Origin of the sequence: Streptomyces sp. L2 (assembly GCF_004124325.1) — a bacterium.
Taxonomy (GTDB): domain Bacteria; phylum Actinomycetota; class Actinomycetes; order Streptomycetales; family Streptomycetaceae; genus Streptomyces.
Genome location: NZ_QBDT01000002.1, coordinates 74,399 through 89,886 on the forward strand (window position 1 = coordinate 74,399; position 15,488 = coordinate 89,886).

10 protein-coding genes and 1 pseudogene are annotated in these 15,488 nt (G+C 69.2%); 8 read left to right on the forward strand and 3 right to left on the reverse strand.

Annotated features, from left to right (window positions below):
- Window positions 1-762: 762 nt before the first annotated feature.
- The 6 genes from DBP14_RS35070 to DBP14_RS35095 are packed head-to-tail and all read left to right on the forward strand — an operon-like array spanning window position 763 to window position 9,637.
- Window positions 763-1,827, forward strand: a complete 1,065-nt coding sequence (locus DBP14_RS35070; RefSeq protein WP_164992570.1) for a 3-oxoacyl-[acyl-carrier-protein] synthase III C-terminal domain-containing protein — start codon at window positions 763-765, stop codon at window positions 1,825-1,827.
- A complete protein-coding gene (locus tag DBP14_RS35075) occupies window positions 1,824-2,768 on the forward strand; it encodes a hypothetical protein (protein WP_129312285.1) in 945 nt (314 codons plus the stop codon). Before DBP14_RS35070 ends, DBP14_RS35075 begins: the two co-directional genes overlap by 4 nt.
- Complete coding sequence (locus DBP14_RS35080; protein ID WP_206739499.1) at window positions 2,768-4,747, forward strand: fatty acid CoA ligase family protein; 1,980 nt, start codon at window positions 2,768-2,770, stop codon at window positions 4,745-4,747. Before DBP14_RS35075 ends, DBP14_RS35080 begins: the two co-directional genes overlap by 1 nt.
- Window positions 4,744-5,787, forward strand: a complete 1,044-nt coding sequence (locus DBP14_RS35085) for an NAD-dependent epimerase/dehydratase family protein (RefSeq protein ID WP_129312286.1) — start codon at window positions 4,744-4,746, stop codon at window positions 5,785-5,787. The genes DBP14_RS35080 and DBP14_RS35085 overlap by 4 nt, the downstream gene beginning before the upstream one ends.
- Before the next feature lie 5 nt (window positions 5,788-5,792).
- A complete protein-coding gene (locus DBP14_RS35090) occupies window positions 5,793-8,921 on the forward strand; it encodes an amino acid adenylation domain-containing protein (protein WP_129312287.1) in 3,129 nt (1,042 codons plus the stop codon).
- Window positions 8,922-8,923: 2 nt separating this feature from the next.
- Window positions 8,924-9,637 carry a formyltransferase family protein gene (locus DBP14_RS35095; RefSeq protein WP_129312288.1) on the forward strand — a complete coding sequence of 238 codons (714 nt, stop codon included), beginning with the start codon at window positions 8,924-8,926 and terminating at the stop codon, window positions 9,635-9,637.
- A gap of 45 nt (window positions 9,638-9,682) precedes the next feature.
- Here the strand turns inward: DBP14_RS35095 and DBP14_RS35100 are convergent, their stop codons facing one another.
- Complete coding sequence (locus tag DBP14_RS35100; RefSeq protein WP_241741409.1) at window positions 9,683-10,252, reverse strand: hypothetical protein; 570 nt, start codon at window positions 10,250-10,252, stop codon at window positions 9,683-9,685.
- Window positions 10,253-10,585: 333 nt separating this feature from the next.
- On the opposite strand from DBP14_RS35100, the pseudogene DBP14_RS37180 reads away from it, so the two are divergent.
- Window positions 10,586-10,919, forward strand: a pseudogene (locus tag DBP14_RS37180) (toxin Doc).
- A 46-nt stretch (window positions 10,920-10,965) separates the two neighbouring features.
- Here the strand turns inward: DBP14_RS37180 and DBP14_RS35110 are convergent.
- On the reverse strand, window positions 10,966-12,234 hold the full coding sequence (locus DBP14_RS35110; RefSeq protein WP_129312289.1) for a hypothetical protein: 1,269 nt from the start codon (window positions 12,232-12,234) through the stop codon (window positions 10,966-10,968).
- A 504-nt stretch (window positions 12,235-12,738) separates the two neighbouring features.
- Between DBP14_RS35110 and DBP14_RS35115 the strand changes: the two genes are divergently transcribed.
- A complete protein-coding gene (locus tag DBP14_RS35115; RefSeq protein ID WP_164992571.1) occupies window positions 12,739-13,704 on the forward strand; it encodes a CAP domain-containing protein in 966 nt (321 codons plus the stop codon).
- A 184-nt stretch (window positions 13,705-13,888) separates the two neighbouring features.
- Here the strand turns inward: DBP14_RS35115 and DBP14_RS35120 are convergent, their stop codons facing one another.
- Window positions 13,889-15,196, reverse strand: coding sequence for an SGNH/GDSL hydrolase family protein (locus tag DBP14_RS35120; protein ID WP_129312291.1), 1,308 nt, complete (start codon window positions 15,194-15,196; stop codon window positions 13,889-13,891).
- Window positions 15,197-15,488 lie beyond the last annotated feature (292 nt).

The following is a 15,488-nucleotide window of genomic DNA, read 5'->3' on the forward strand; positions in this document are numbered from 1 at the left end:
GTCACCCAGCGCCCACTCGGGAAGGACCTCGGCTGACAGACAGTGGATTTTCAGCGAGTCCGAGCCAGTGAATACGGGACGGCAGCGACCGCATATCCCGGGCCTGTTCCCTAGTCTTTTCCTATTGACTGATCGATAAGAAGGAGTCGACGCCGGAGGCCTTATGACGGCCCGTTGCCCTGAAAGAGTGCCGGTGGGAAGCCACCGGTGCGGCCGCGCCGCGAGTACGTCACCTTGGACCGGGTGAGAATCCGCCGGCGGGTTGATGGCCTCGGTGCCGGGAACCAGCGGCCCGCACTCCCATCCCCAGGCGAGGAGTGCGGGCCGCGGCATGGCACGCCCACACGCGGGCAGGGTTGCGCGTGGGCAGATCGTGCCGATTTAGCCGGAGTCCCGCATCAGAGTGGTTCTTCCGAGGCGTGCGGGCCCCACACAAAGAACGACAACCGGCCGGAATGGTCACCCCTGTCGGGGGAACTAGATACCCGAATACGGCTCGCTCTTGGGGCGGCGGCGGCATCTCAGCGATCCGGCGGCACCGCCTCTGCAGATCCACTAGCACACAGGCCCCGAAGCACATTCAAAAGCTCTTTTCAGCCATTGCCGAAAACCGTTGTGCGGTCGTTCCGTTGGCGAGCACATTCCGTCCGTGATCTTCGTCACCCGCTCCAGTACGTCTTCAATTGGCAGGTACATCAAGTGCGTTGTTAACATCGGGCCGTCATAACCCTCGAGGCACATTTGCAGGGAAGAGCACTATCCATGTCCATAGCCGCGCGTCACAGCCGGTTAGAGGCGCTGGGGGCATTTCTGCCGCCCACCGTCCAGTCCACCACGGAGCTGGTTGCCCAGGTAGCCGGGGCTCCCGAGTTCGACCTGCACCGCATCACGGGTGTGGCGGAACGCCGGGTTTACGACCCCCGGCCCGAAGCCGGGGAGGACAGTTACGGACTCGCGCTGAAAGCCGCCCGTGACTGCCTGGAGAAGTCCCGCTACCAGGCGTCGGATCTCGACGTCATCATCAACGCGTCGATCACGCGGTTCAAGGACGGGTCACGCTTCTACTTCGAGCCTTCCTTCGCCCGGCAGTTGGCCGGTGAGCTCGGGCTCCGCGCGACCGCGGTGACCTTCGACGTCTCCAACGCCTGCGCCGGGATGCTGACCGGTGTCTACCTCCTGGACCGGCTGATCAGGGCGGGCATCGTCCGCAACGGCATGGTGGTGAGCGGCGAGCAGAACACCCGCGTCGCGGAGACGGCGGCGGCGGAGATCACCGACTCCTACGACCCGCAATTCGCCTCACTCTCGGTCGGCGACGCGGCCGTTGCCGTCATTCTGGACGAGTCGCGCGACGAAGCAGACAGGATCCACTACGTCGATCTGATGACGTGCTCCGAGTACTCCCACTTGTGCCTGGGCATGCCGAGTGACCGGACGGAGGGCATCGCCCTCTACACGGACAACAAGAAGATGCACAAGCAGGACCGGCTGCGGCTGTGGCCCACCTTCCACGGGGACTTGCTGGCCAAGCAAGGCCGCACGTTCGAAGACGAAGGTTTCGACTACGTCATCCAGCACCAGGTCGGGACGCGGTTCGTGGAGTACGTCAACGCGGTCGGAGCGGCCGAGTTCGGTACACCGATGCCCGAGTCACTGTCCTTGGTCGAGGAGTTCGGCAACACCTCCTCCACCTCCCACTTGCTGGTGCTGCGCCAGCATCTGCGTGCCGGAACGGCCCGCCAGGGGGCCAAGTACCTGCTGGTGCCTGCCGCTTCCGGTGTGGTGACCGGGGCCGTGTCGATGACGATCTCCAACCTGGGAGTATGACGATGAACGTGGTTGTCACAGCGGCCAGGACCGCCCTTCCGCTCCCGGAGGAGACCTCCGCCTCGTCTGTCCGGCTCGCCGCCCGGGCCGCTCAATCCTGCCTGGCGGACGCCGGGCTGGCGCCCGACGCGATCGGTGTACTGATCAACACCGGGGTCTACCGCGAGTCCAACACCTTCGAGCCGTCCCTCGCCGCGCTGATCCAGAAGGAGGTGGGTATCAACCTTGACTACCTGGCCTCCGCGGCGCCCGCCGCCGGCTTCTCCTTCGACCTGATGAACGGCGCGTGCGGCATCCTCAACGCCGTACAGATCGCGCAGGCGCTGCTGGCGACCGGGTCCACCGATCGGGTGCTGGTCACCGGGGCCGACGTGCATCCGGGTGGCCGCGCCGCGGACGACGACGCCTACCCCTACGCCGACCTGGGCGCGGCGATGCTGCTGGAGCGCGGCACCGATCCGGGCATCGGCTTCGGCCGTGTGTCCTCGCGCGGCGCGGATGGCCGGGCCGGCTCGGCGGGTACCCGCGGTTACCTCGAGACAGCGGGCATGAGCGCCGGAGGGCGCGACCGGATCACTGTGGAGCGCGAGCCGGAATCCGTACGGGGTGAGCGACTGGTCGCTCTCGGCGCGGAGAGCGTCAGCGACTACGTACGGGACGAGGGTCTCGATCTGGACCGCACCTTGCTGGTGTGTACCCCGGCGGTGCCCGACTTCGCCGAGCGGCTCGCCGGCCGGCTGGACGTGGACCCGCGGTCCGTATGGGCGCCGGGCGCCCCCGGCGAGGCCGGCGGCGAACCACTGACGGCCGCCCCGGTCATCGGGTACCTGAGCGCCCTGGAGCACGGAATGCCGCCCGGCAAGGACCAGGTGCTGCTGGTCACCGCCGGAGCGGGGCCGAGCGTGGCCTGCGTCAGCTACCGGCCGCCGCAGGGCTGCTGATGGCCGCGAGAACGGAAACGGCGCGATCGCTCGCCGCCTACCTGGAGCATCACGCACGGGTCGCCCCGCACAAGACAGCGATCATCCACCCGGAGGGGCGGGAGCCCGACGGCCGCGTCCGCTACCGGGAAATGGACTACGCCACCCTGCAGGAACGGGTCGAACGGCTGGCGGCCGGCTTCGCCGGTGCCGGAATCGGCAAGGGAACCCGCACGATCCTGATGACCGCGCCCGGACCCGATCTGTTCGCCATCGCGTTCGCGCTGTTCCGGCTCGGGGCGGTTCCTGTGGTGGTCGACCCAGGCATGGGATTGCGGCGCATGCTCCACTGCTACCGCGCGGTGGGCGCCGAGGCGTTCATCGGCCCGCCCGCCGCCCACCTGGTGCGCGTGCTTGGCCTCCGCACGTTCGCCGCTGTCGGTGTCAAGGTGACCCTGGGCCGTCGCCTGTTCTGGGGCGGGCACACGCTCCAGGGGCTGCTGGCCGATGCCCCGCGATCACACGGCTGGTGCGGGCCCGGCAGGGTGGGCGGCGAGGACCTGATGATGATCGGGTTCACGACGGGCTCCACCGGCCCCGCCAAGGGCGTGGAGTTCACCCACCGGATGGGCGCCGCGATGGCGCGCGAGCTGCGGGCCGCGCACGGCCGTTCCCGGGACGACGTCTCGCTCGTCACGCTGCCTTTGTACGGCATGTTCGACCTGGTGCTCGGTTCCACACTGGTGCTGGCGCCCCTCGCTCCGTCCAGGGTCGCGGACGCCGACCCCGGGCTGCTCGTGGACGCGCTCTCCCGGTTCGGCGTGACCACCATGTTCGCCTCACCCGCGCTGCTGCGCACCCTCGCCCGGCACGCGAGCGGCTCGGCCCTCCCGGCCACCCTGCGTTGTGTGGTGTCGGGCGGCGCTCCGGTGCCGGCCGAGCTGGTCGCGGAACTCCGCGCCGTTCTGGATGAGAAGGCCGCATTCCATGTGACCTACGGAGCCACCGAGGTATTGCCGATCGCCTCCGTCGAATCCGCGGAGATCCTCCGGGAGACGGCGTCCCTGAGCGCGCTCGGCGCCGGTACGTGCGTGGGACGCCCGATGGCCGGCCTCGACGTGCGGGTCATCCCGGTCAGCGACGGGCCGATGTCACGGCTCGGGACCGACGACGGGCAATCCGCCGGCCTGGCCGGTGAGATCGTCGTGGCCGGTGACGCGGTGAGTACCGGTTACCACCGCGACGCCCGAGCGGACGCCCTGCACAAGATCCGCGAGGGTGGTCGCGACTGGCACCGTACCGGCGACCTCGGCTATCTGGACGGGCACGGACGGCTGTGGTTCTGCGGGCGCAAGAGCCAGCGGGTCCCCACTGAGCGCGGAGACCTGAACACCGTCGTGTGTGAGGGCGTGTTCAACGCTCATCCCCTGGTGCGGCGCAGTGCGCTCGTCGGCGTGGACCAGGGCGGCCGTGCGGCCAAGCGCCCCGTTGTCTGTGTGGAGACCGAGGCCGGTGTGGACGAAGCCCGGTGGCGGACCATGCTGCCCGAACTGCACGCTCTCGCCGACGCGCAACCGGTGACCGCCGGGCTGCGCGACTTCCTGCGCCACCCCGCCTTCCCGGTCGACATCCGCCACAACGCCAAGATCGGGCGGGAGGAACTGGCCGCATGGGCGGCCCGCAGGCTCGCCGCGGGCCGGGGCCGATTACGGACCTGGTTACCGCGCGCGATACCGCTGGCCGGCTGGGCGTACCTGCTCTGCGGGGTCATCCGCCCGTTCGGCGCGCTGCCCTTGGCGGTGCTGTGGTGGATCGATCTGTTCCTGAGTGTGGTGGTGCACGCCGCCCAGATCCCGGCCGCGCTGCCGAGAGGCCGGGCGGCCGGCCGTTCCGGCGCCGCGACCGCCGCTCTCACCATGCTGTACGGAGCCACCTGGTGGCGGACCCTGCCGGCGGCTCGCCCCGCCGCCCGCCCGGATGCGGGGATGAGGCCGTCATGAAGGTCCTGGTGACCGGCGCCTCCGGTTTTCTCGGCGGCCACCTCGTGGACCACTGCGTCCGCGAGGGCCACCACGTACGCGCCCTCGTGCGGCCCTCAAGTGCCAAAGCGCCGTGGCACGGCACGCCCGGGGTGGAACCGGCGTACGGCGATCTGCGCGATCCGCGGTCGCTGCGTCAGGCCGTGGAGGGTGTGGACGTCGTTCTGCACAGCGCCGCGCGGGTCGTGGACTACGGCAGGCGGGCACAGTTCTGGGACACCAACGTCGAGGGCACACGGCGGCTGCTGGACGCCGCCGGCACGGCCGGCGTACGGCGGTTCGTGTTCGTCAGCAGTCCCAGCGCCTTGATGCGGCCGGACGAGGGCGACCGCCATGACGTCGACGAGTCCGTCCCGTATCCCGACCGCTGGCTCAACCTGTATTCCGAGACGAAGGCCGTCGCCGAACAGCTCGTGCGGGCCGCGAACCGTCCTGGGTTCACCACCTGCGCACTGCGGCCGCGCGGCATCTGGGGGCCGCGGGACCACTCCGGGTTCCTGCCCAAGCTGCTGGCGAAGATGCTGGACGGGCGGCTGCCCGACCTGTCCGGCGGCAGGCGGGTGCTGGTCTCACTGTGCCACTGCGACAACGCCGCCACCGCCTGCCTGCGGGCCGCCGAGGCCCCGGCCGGGCGAGTCGGAGGTAACGCCTACTTCATCGCCGACGCCGAGCGGACCGACCTGTGGGCGTTTCTCGCCCGCGTCGCCGAGCTGTTCGGGGGCCGGCCGCCCACCCGCCGTGTCCCGGCACCGGCCCTTGACGCCGCCGTCCGGGCGGCGGAACTGCTGTGGCGGCTGCCGCCGCTCGCCGCCCGGCGCGAACCCCCGCTCAGCAGGTACTCGCTTGCCCTGCTCACCCGCTCCGGAACGTACGACACCACCGCGGCGGCACGGGACTTCGGATACGCACCCGTGGTGAGCCAGGAAACGGGGCTCCGGGACCTGGCGGACTGGGTGGAGTCGACGGGCGGGGTACGGGCGTTCGTCCGTGCCGTGAGGTGAAGGACATGCGAAAGGCAATGGGAACCCAGACGAAGAGCACCGGGACCGGCGAGCGCTTCCAGCGTCCTGTGTCCCCCAACGAGTGGCTCTATCTCGCGTTGGAGCGGGCGACGGGAGCGCCGTTCGTCATCCAGCTCGTCATCGAAGGACGGGGCGCGATAGCGCCCGCCGATCTGCGCGACGCCGTCGCCCGCGCGTCCAAGGCCGCCCCGGGTGCCCGGCTGGCTCTACGGGGACGGCTCTGGACGGACAGCGGCCGGGCCCCGGGGGTTCGGCAGGCGGCGGATCTGGACCGGGCGTTGTGCGCCCCGTTGAACCCGGGCGCGGGACGAAGCTGCGAGGTCGTCGTCGTCCCCGCCGCTTCGGCGGACCCCGACGCGCCGGCGGCATTGGTGTTCCGGGCCCATCACGCGGTGATGGACGGCCGCGGCCTGCTCGGCTGGACGCTCGACGTCTTCCGTGCTCTGCGCGGCGAGGAGCTGGCCGGCGCACCGTCCGCCGTCGGTGACATGGCTCTGCTCGACGAGCTCACCGGCGGCACCGGTGCTCCCGTCCCGCACCGGGCCCGCCAGCGGCCCGGCTGGCGCTCTCCCCTGGACGGCCGGCGCCGCCCGCAAGAGCCTGGGTCCGGTGCTGTGCACTGGGCGCGGCGCGGCCTGGACGGCACCCACCCGGCACTCGTCGCGCGGATCGCCGCCGCCGTCACCGATCACCTGGGCACCGCGGCCCGGGTGATGGTCCCCGTGGACCTGCGCCGCCACCGCTCCGGCCTGCGTGCGAGTGCCAATCTCAGCCTGCCGGTCTTCCTGGAGGGCGCTCCCGGCCGGCCGTGGGAGGAGTGGCAGGAGGACCTACTGCGGGCGCTGGCCGAAGGCGCCGAACTCGCAGCCGGGGAGGAGCGGGGCGCGGCCCGGTTGCCGCAGGGCGCGCTGCGCCTGCTGGGCCGGGCGGCCTCGGCCGCCGTCAGCGCCCTGGACCGCCACCCCTGCACCGCGCTGATCAGCCACCTCGGCCGTATCGAGCCGGACGACGTGTGCGCGCCGGGCTTCGAGGCCGGCACCGCCTACTCCCTCCCCGTCCGGGTTCCCCTGGTACCGGTCTCCTTCACGACGCTCGAATTCGGACGTCACACGCAACTGGTGGTGTCCGCGGGCCCCGGCCAGAGGGTCGCGGCCGCCGCGTCACTGCTGGACGCCGTCTGCGAGAGGCTTTCGCCGACGGCGGGAACGGGGCGCCTGAGCGGCGGACCACCGTCGCGTACCGCTGGAGCCGCGACCCTGACCGCGCTCTTTCGTGAGCAGGCGCACCGCACGCCGGACGCCATCGCCCTGACCGGACCGGCCGTCGAGACGGATCCGGCCAGTGCGGTGACCTACGCCGAACTCGACCGCCGGTCCGATGCCGTGGCCGCACAGCTACGGGCCCGCGGCGTCGGCCCGGGGACGGTTGTCGGTCTGCTGGACGGCCGTACCCCGGCTGCCGTCGCCGCACTCTGGGGCATCATGAAGTCCGGCGCCGCGTATCTGCCGCTCGACCCCTCGCACCCGCCCGCACGCGTCGGCGCCGTACTCGCCGACTCCGATGCCGTCCTCTGCCTGGCGGGCGAGGCATACCGCGCAGCCCTTCCGGACGGCATGTGCCCGGTCGTGACGCTGGAATCCCTGCCCTGGGACGACGCGGAACCGGTGGGTGCCGCGGGCGATGCGGTGTCGCCGGATTCCGTCGCCTACGTCATCTACACGTCCGGTTCCACGGGTACGCCCAAGGGCGTGCAGGTCGAGCACCGCGCGCTCACGGCGTACGCCGGGTGGGCGCGGGAACGGTACGGCGTCGACGCGGCGACCCGGTTCGGACTGTTCACGTCCCTCGCCTTCGACCTCACCGGTACGGCGCTCCTGCTTCCGCTGCTGACCGGCGGCAGTGTCGCCCTGGAACCGGGGGAGCCGGACCGGCACACCCTCACCCGGCTGCTGAGCGACTGTGGTGTCACCGCCCTCAAACTCACTCCAGCGCACCTGGAGTTGATGACCTCGCTGAACATTTCGGTGCCGGACGGTCGGATCCGGTCCGTCGTGGTGGGCGGTGAGCAGCTCCGCGGCCCGGCGGCGGCGCGGGCCCAGCGGCTGTTCGGCCCCGACTGCCGGATATTCAACGAGTACGGTCCCACCGAGGCCGCCATCGGCTGCGTCGTCCATACCTTCGACACCGCCCAGGACGGCGATCGCCCCGCCGTTCCCATCGGCCTCCCCGTCCCCGGCACCGACGTCATCCTTCTCGACGCCGACGGCCGCCCCGCCACCGACGGCGAGCTCCACCTCGCCGGAGCCCAGCTCGCCCGCGGCTACCTCAACCGTCCGGACCTCGACCGGGAACGCTTCGTCCGCCTGGCTGACGGCACCCGCGCCTACCGGACCGGGGATCTGGCCCGTCTCACCGCCGACGGCCGCGCTCTGGAATTCCTGGGCCGCGCCGACGACCAGCTCTCCATCCGCGGCTTCCGTATCGAACCGGGTGAAGTGGAAGCCGTGCTGGAGTGCCATCCCGAGGTGGACCGTGCCGTCGTCGTCGCCCGTCCGGGGCCGACGGGCGAACCGATGCTGTGCGCGTACGTCACCGGGACCGGCCTTGGATCTCTGGACTCCGAGCGGATCCGCGCGCACGCGGCCGGACTCCTTCCCCCGTACCTTGTCCCGGCCGCCGTACGCGTACTGGACGGCCTGCCCCTGACACCGCACGGCAAAGTGGACCAGCGCGCGCTGCCATCGCCCTTCGGGCCGCAACAGCCGCGGGATCAGGAGAACGGGTCGGGAACGGATCACCCGTCAGCGGAACACGTTGCCCTGGATGAGGAGGACTCGCGAACGGCGGGCGACCCGCTGGCCGCCGCCGTGACAGAGATCTGGCGCCGGATCCTGGGCGGCACCGGCGTCTCGGGCGGCATCGGCTCTGATGATCGCTTCCATCACCTGGGCGGCGACTCGCTGAGCCTGCTCCTCATGCTCAGCGACGTCGCCAGCGAGCTGGTCCGCCCCGATCGCCGGCAGACGTTCCACGCAGAACTGCGCGACCTGCTCCGCGACGTCACCGTGGATCGGGTCTGCGCCGCCGTCCATACCGCGAACTCGGGAGCCTGAACATGATCTTCGTAGGCCGAGGCGCCCTCCTCCACCGGGCCGTCGCCTCCGCGCTGGCCTCCGGCCACCAGGTGGACCTGGTCTGTTCGGACGAGCCAGCGGACCCCGGCAATGCGCCGTTCCTCCATGTCACCGACGTCAATGCCGTGGCGGACCGCCTGACCGGCGATTGCACGGACGGCATCGTCTGGTCGATCGACAACCGCATGATCTTCCGGGCTCCTCTGCTGGATTCCGGCATGCGCATCTACAACATCCACAACGGCCTGCTCCCCCAGCACCGCGGCCTGGCGTCCGCCGCCGTCGTCTTCGCCCTTCTGCACGGTCACAGCGAGTACGGCGCCACACTTCACGAGGTGGACCGCGGCATCGACACCGGAACCGTCCTCGCGGAAGAACGCTTCCCCATCGCTCCCGACGACGGCTACCAGCAACTCTTCCTGCGGGGTGTCCAGGCCTGCCACGTTCTCTTCCAGCGCAGTCTCCCCGCCGTCGCCGCCGGCTCGCCCCTCGCTCCCCTCATGCCTCGTCCCGCGGTTCCGCCCGCCTACTACGGTCTTCGCTCGCTGAGCACCCTGCACGAGTACGCCGACCACCCCGCCTTCGCTCGTGCCACCGACCTGGGCGTCACCGCTCCCTACGTCCCCGAGGTGGCCTCCCGCTTGCGAGGGGAGAAGGAGCGGTGTCAGCCGTCCGCTGCCCCGTCAGGCCAGTGATGTGGAGCATGGCGGGGTCTCCAGGACACCGGGGCCGTCGTCCGTTCACCTCCATGCGTGCTCGACGTCCACCACGGCCCGGCCGTCGAGCACCGTCACCCGGAACGGCAGCCTCGCCCGGACGCCCAGGCCGAATTGGGTCTGGCCTTCGAAGGACACCCCGTACTTCACGGCCCGGAAGGTGCGATACCCGGCGAGGTTCACTCGTGGCAGGCTGTGACCCGGCTTCGCGGGATATGTGGGTTTCCCGGTGCGGAGGTCGTAGGCGGGGGCGTTGATCACGATCTCCAGGACAGCCCCGGCCCGGATGGGTATGGTGCGGCCCGAACCGTCCTGGACGAGTCGGCTGACATATCGAACCGAGTAACCAAGGCTTCCGCTCTTGGCGCCGGCTACATCGATGACGATGCGGTCGTAGCAGGTGTGCCGGCCCGTCCGGACGTTCGCCACCGGCATCGTTGTGGCTGCAGGCCGGGTCTCGGCCATGCTGCCCCACCCGGTCGGACAGGCCGTGGTGAGGGCCGTCGGCACCGCCGCGGCGGGCAAGGTCAACGTTCCTAAGGTGAAACCTGTCAGGGCGAGCATCGCTGCCCGATCCTTCACGGTGCGGCTCATCAGATCCATGCCCTTGTCTCCCTTGTCTCCCTGTTGATGTCTGGTGTCGTCATCACCATGACGACACGGACGCACGCCGGGTGCAATGGGCGGGGAAGGGACGGAGGAGCGCGGCTCGGCGGAAGGGCGAGACATTCGCTGTCAGTGCGCGACCAGGCCCTCACTCTGGGCGCCTACCCCTGCTCCGGGTACCTCGCAGGTACCCGGAGTACATCCTCTGGCTTCGACCGCCGACACGATCGCCCACCGCCGCGCCCTGAAGGACGCGGCGGAATTCCAGCGGGTCTTCGCCGATCCCGCGCTGGCCGACGCCATCGTCGCCGCCGGGCCGCGCTGCCCGACCAGCCCCACATCAGCGACTTCTCTGCCCTCGTCGCGGCCGTGGCCAGACACCGGGTCGAGCCGCCCCGCCTCGGCGCGGACACGGACGCGTCCTGGCGCGCGGCCGCATTGCTCCACACTCTGCTCCTGCTGCGGCCGCTGCCCGCACTCAATGTGCGCTTCGCGTGCGCCGTCACCATCGCCTACATGCATGCCAGCGGTGAAGGGTTGGACGCTCCGTACGGTGAACTCGTCGAGCTGTGCAAGGAACTCATCGCCGGCAAGGCCACCGTGTTCGATGCGGCCCGACAGGATCCGCTCCTGGCGCATTTTGAGAGACCGGTGACGAGGTGGTCCACCGGCGGTGACACACCCGGCAGCGACGGCCTGCCTCAGGTGCCGACCGACGCACTCGCGGGCGCACCGCTCATGAACTCCTTCCAGCCCCCGGCCGGCGCCTGACCCACGTCCAGCGTGCGCAGCTTGGCGAGGATCTCCGGCTTCTGCACGTCCATCCAGTCCACGAACTGCCGGAAGGAGACCAGCCGTACGTCCGCGCCCTTCTCCTTCTCGCGCGCGATGTGCTTGAAGGCCTCCTCGACGGAGTCCATGTAGATCCCGCCGTTCCACTGCTCGAAGTGGTTGCCAATGAAGAAGGGTGCCCGGTTCGTCGTATATGCACGCTCGAAGCCCGCGATGTACGACTGCGCCGACTGCTTGCGCCAGGCCGGGTAGTTGGCGGGCGGGGCCTTCGTCGAGTTGACCGACTGGTTGGCGAGCATGTTGTAGTCCATGGACAGCACCTCGAAGGAGTGCCCGGGGAAAGGAATCTGCTGCAACGGCAGGTTCCAGAGCCCCGTCTTCCTCGCCGGCCACACCTGGAGGCCGCCCGGCGAGGAGGCGTCGTAGCGCCAGCCCAGCTCACGCGCGGTGGGCAGCAGATTGTCCTGGCCGAGCAGACAGGGCGTACGGCCGCCGACCAGCTCCTTGTCGTAGTCGAACGGCAGGGACGGCAGATCGGTCCAGCCGGTGTTGGTCCGCCACTGCTTGACGAAGCCCTTGGCCTGCTCGATCTCGCTCTTCCACTGCTGCGGGGTCCAGTTGCCGACGGTGCCCTGGCCGGAGCAGAAGTGCCCGTTGAAGTGGGTGCCGATCTCGTGCCCCTCCAGCCAGGCCCGGTGCACGTTGGCCAGCGTGGCCTTGATGTGCGCGTCGGTGAGGTAGCCGATGTCGGAGGCACCGCGCGGGTTGTTCGGCGGGTTGTAGAGCCGCTTCTTCGACTCGGGCAGCAGATACAGCCCCGAGAGGAAGAAGGTCATGCTCGCGCCGTGCTGCTTGGCCAGGTCCAAAAAGCGCGGGAAGAGGCCGTTGCCGACCTCGCCGGCCCCGTCCCAGGAGAAGATCACGAACTGCGGCGGGGTCTGCCCCGGCTCCAGCGGCTCGGGCTTGGCCGGCTGGTGCGGCTGCTTGCCGGTGAAGGAGGTCGAGCCGTCACCGATGGGGCGCGCGGGCGGGGCCGTACTCGCTGAACGGCCATCCCCGGAGCCTCCCGCGTGCTTCGAACGGCCCGACGGGTGAGATCCGTCGCAACCTGCCAGTCCCCACCCCGCCGTGGCGCCTACGCCTAGGCCGAACAGTCTTCTCCGGGTCATCTCTCGCATGTGCTCTCGTCCGCCGCATCGTTACCAGGTCACCGACTCAGAGCTCGGTACGGGTATGGATGTGACGCATAGTCCTCATAAATGCACCCATATCGCGGTGCATCACGTTCAAGGCCGGTGTTCCCCCCGCCTGGCGAGACGCCGACTGATGACGCGCGAGCACCCGGTCACCTCAAGACGCCCCGAGCCGGCCGCCAGACAACCGACCGTCAACTACCCGAGAGTTCTCGCTATTTGACTGATCATCAGCGTCATCTGCGCTGAATTACCGACCAGTTGAGAGACAACATGACTGCCCGTTACTTTTTCGTAATGGACGGTGGTCGTATAACCTGCCGTTACCTGCCGAGCCCTACCGCTCCCGTGATCTGGACACGAGCACCTTCATGCCCGTTGCCGCATTCACAGGGAGCGGAACTCCCGCGTGCCCAAGCACCTCAGGCATCGCTCAAGCCGCGTCCAGCGGGTCTTCGGCAGCTACTCATTCCACCCCAGGAGGAAGACATGACGGCACGTCATAAGAAGCCCAAAGAGCTGACGCCGATGCAGAAGCGGGCACTGAAGGTCGGTGCAATGGCCCCCGTCTCCGCCGGCTTCGTATTAGCCGCCGCTACGGGTTCGTTCGCCGCGGATTGCCCGTTACGCACGCAGCAGGTGACGCGGCCGACTCAGCAGGAGGAGCGGAGTACGCAGGTCGATACCGGCTCCGACAACGTGTCGAGCCAGCGGGAGTGGCACGGCCGTCAGGGCAACTGGCAGGGCGACTGGAAACTGGACGACCAGGGCCAATGGCACGGACAGTGGACGCCGGTACAGGACGGCCAGACCACTCCTGACACCCAGGCCACCGACACATCTGGCCAGCGCGAGTGGCACGGCCGTCAGGGCAACTGGCAGGGCGACTGGAAGCTCGACGACCACGGGCAATGGCACGGACAGTGGACCCCGGTGACGAAGGAGAAGCCTTCGCAGCCGGATGATCACCGCGGACAGCCCTCGCAGCCGGACAATCACCGCGAACAGCCCTCGCAGCCGGGCAATCACCGCGAACAGCCCACCCGGCACGGTGATGAGCGCCACGCGGCTCCCTCCAATGCCACCGTGCGGCAGATCCTCCAGCTCGTCAACAAGGAGCGTGCGGCGGCCGGGCTGCATCCGCTGACCCTCAATGCGACGTTGAGCAAGGCCGCTCAGGCCCACTCGGACGAGATGGCGCGTACCGGCCTCTACTCCCACACGGGCCCCAACGGCTCCTCGCCCGGCGACCGAATCCAGAGGGCCGGTTACCGCTGGTCCATGTGGGCCGAGAACATTCACCACAGGCAGGGCAGCCCCGAGGCCATCATGGCCGACTGGATGAAGAGCCCGGGCCACCGTGCCAACATCCTCAATCCCAGGCTCAAGGAAATAGGCATCGGCGTGGACGCCAACGGTTCCTACTGGACGCAGGACTTCGGCGCCAGCAGTTGAGCCCCTTGAACTCCGACTCCGCATCTGCGCCACCTCGTGGGTGACGTCTAGCGTCTTGCAGTCAGACGCAGTACAGGCGGCCGCGTCCGTTCTTCGAACGGACGCGGCCGCTCGGGTCCAGGAACCGCCAGCAACGCAGCGGATCACAGCGATGGCTGGCGGGTCACCTAGGCAAGGGGTTTCATCACAACTGCGAGATGTCGACCGCTTGGGCCATCGCGCGGTAACCGGCGTCATTCGGGTGGAGGTGGTCACCGCTGTCGTAGGCGGGGCGCAGTGCGTGCGGGTTACCGGGATCGGCGAGCGCCCGGTCGAAGTCGACGATCGCGTCGTATCCGCCGCTGGTGCCGGCGGTGCTCCGGATCCAGCTGTTCACCGCTTCGCGCACGGCCTCAGGCTGTCCCGTGTTGGAGCACGGCAGCAGTGTCCCACCGATCACCCGAAGGCCTCGGGTGTGTGCCCACCAGATCAGATACCGCTCGCCGCGGATCAGGTCTGCCGCCGTGATGCTCGGGGCACCGGGCCAGCAAATGTTCGTCTTGCCGCTGCGGTGGATGTCGTTGATGCCTTCAAGGAGGAGCACTGTCCGCACACCGGGCCGGGTCGCCACATCGCGCCGGAATCTGTTGATGCCGCTCTCGCCGTAGCACCAGGTGTCGTGGAGAAGTTCATTGCCGCTTTGTCCGGCGTTGATCACGGGGCGCGGCCGCCCTTGACGTGCGAGGCGTTCCGCCAGCTCGTCCGGGTAGCGGTTGTTCGCGTCCACAGTCGAGCCGTAGCCGTCAGTGATCGAGTCGCCCAGGGTCACCACCCCGTCTCGCTGGCGGGCCTGACGGCCGCGCACGTCCACACCGGTGAGGTAGTACCAAGACTGCGAGGTCTGGGTGAACGCCTTGGCTGTCGGATCGACCCGGTGGTCGTCGGCCGCCACGTAGCTGGTTGCCATCGCTCGTTTGTGGTACGTCGCCGGCCCGGTCCGGGCTGCGAAGTACAGCGTGACGGTGAGCTTCTCGAATGGTGTCGTGCGCATCGTCAGAGGGTCACTGCTTCGCTCAGCTCCGCTGGCGATCGATACCGCTTGGCGGTGGCCGAAGGTGAGGTTGCGCTGCGATCCGCGTTGCAAGGCGGCCCCGGATCCGGCACGCGCGATCGTCGCGCCCGCGAGCTGTAAGGGCACTCTTCCGTACAGGTTCGACAGGTGGATGCGCACGAAGTCGCCACCGGTGCTGACCCGGACGATCTGCCGCAACGACGAGTGCTTGGCGAATCCACTTCGTGCTTGCGCGGGTGACGTTGTGGTCGCCTGTTCCTGAGCGGCGGCCCAAGCCCCCACCCAGTACACCGGCTCGCGTGATGCGCCGCCATGGTCGGCGGACGCTGAGTTGTCTCGCACCGCCGCCGCTGCCGAGGGCCCCGGTCCGACAGCCATCCCGCTCATCACCAGGCCCGCCAGGAGTGTTCCCAGCGTTTTCCTCAGATGTATGGAAGTCATGCGTCTGCCTCACATTCGATCATCTCGATGGAAGTCCGTCTCCCTGGTGGGGTATGGCATCGGATTGAGCGGCTGGAGAAGTGTGCGCAGCGGTGTTGCCCGAGGACTGCCACAGCGATCCGCTGCGATGGCCTTCGCAGACGCTCGGAGACGTCAAACAAACGGACATAGAGCAAAACCGTCATATCATTAAATATGACGGTTTTGTAACCCAGGGAAGTGATGGCCCTGCCCTTCCACCCGCTTTCACGGCGGATTCTGATCGGAGGCCAGAAGTCCCGGTGACCAGCGG

Coding starts and splice junctions, on each gene's coding strand:
- DBP14_RS35075 (WP_129312285.1), top strand. CDS start 1,824: ATGACGATGAACGTGGTTGTCACAGCGGCCAGGACCGCCCTTCCGCTC.
- DBP14_RS35115 (WP_164992571.1), top strand. CDS start 12,739: ATGACGGCACGTCATAAGAAGCCCAAAGAGCTGACGCCGATGCAGAAG.
- DBP14_RS35070 (WP_164992570.1), top strand. CDS start 763: ATGTCCATAGCCGCGCGTCACAGCCGGTTAGAGGCGCTGGGGGCATTT.
- DBP14_RS35100 (WP_241741409.1), bottom strand. CDS start 10,252: ATGAGCCGCACCGTGAAGGATCGGGCAGCGATGCTCGCCCTGACAGGT.
- DBP14_RS35095 (WP_129312288.1), top strand. CDS start 8,924: ATGATCTTCGTAGGCCGAGGCGCCCTCCTCCACCGGGCCGTCGCCTCC.
- DBP14_RS35120 (WP_129312291.1), bottom strand. CDS start 15,196: ATGACTTCCATACATCTGAGGAAAACGCTGGGAACACTCCTGGCGGGC.
- DBP14_RS35110 (WP_129312289.1), bottom strand. CDS start 12,234: ATGCGAGAGATGACCCGGAGAAGACTGTTCGGCCTAGGCGTAGGCGCC.
- DBP14_RS35090 (WP_129312287.1), top strand. CDS start 5,793: ATGCGAAAGGCAATGGGAACCCAGACGAAGAGCACCGGGACCGGCGAG.
- DBP14_RS35080 (WP_206739499.1), top strand. CDS start 2,768: ATGGCCGCGAGAACGGAAACGGCGCGATCGCTCGCCGCCTACCTGGAG.
- DBP14_RS35085 (WP_129312286.1), top strand. CDS start 4,744: ATGAAGGTCCTGGTGACCGGCGCCTCCGGTTTTCTCGGCGGCCACCTC.